Annotated in this window: 1 protein-coding gene; it reads right to left on the bottom strand. The window is 54.5% G+C overall.

From position 1 onward, the window contains the following. On the bottom strand, nt 1-297 hold a 297-nt coding region (locus FHC48_RS23125), incomplete at its 3' end, for an IS5/IS1182 family transposase (protein WP_004180205.1). Nucleotides 298-367 lie beyond the last annotated feature (70 nt).

Here is a 367-nt window from a genome sequence, read left to right on the forward strand (position 1 = left end):
CAGGGCGCTATCCAGGGATAATCGGGCAAACAGGCGCATGGAGGCGATTTCGTACAGGGCATCTTCCATGGCACCGTCGCTCAGGTTGTACCAATGCTGCATGCAGTGAATACGCAGCATGGTCTCCAGCGGATAGGGCCGTCGGCCATTGCCCGCCTTGGGATAAAACGGCTCGATGACAGCGGTCATATTCTGCCATGGCAGAATCTGCTCCATGCGGGAGAGGAAAATCTCTTTTCGGGTCTGACGGCGCTTAGTGCTGAATTCACTATCGGCGAAGGTGAGTTGATGGCTCATGATGTCCCTCTGGGATGCGCTCCGGATGAATATGATGATCTCATATCAGGAACTTGTTCGCACCTTCCCT

Source organism: Enterobacter sp. EC_50, assembly GCF_019584525.1.
GTDB classification, from domain to species: domain Bacteria; phylum Pseudomonadota; class Gammaproteobacteria; order Enterobacterales; family Enterobacteriaceae; genus Enterobacter; species Enterobacter roggenkampii.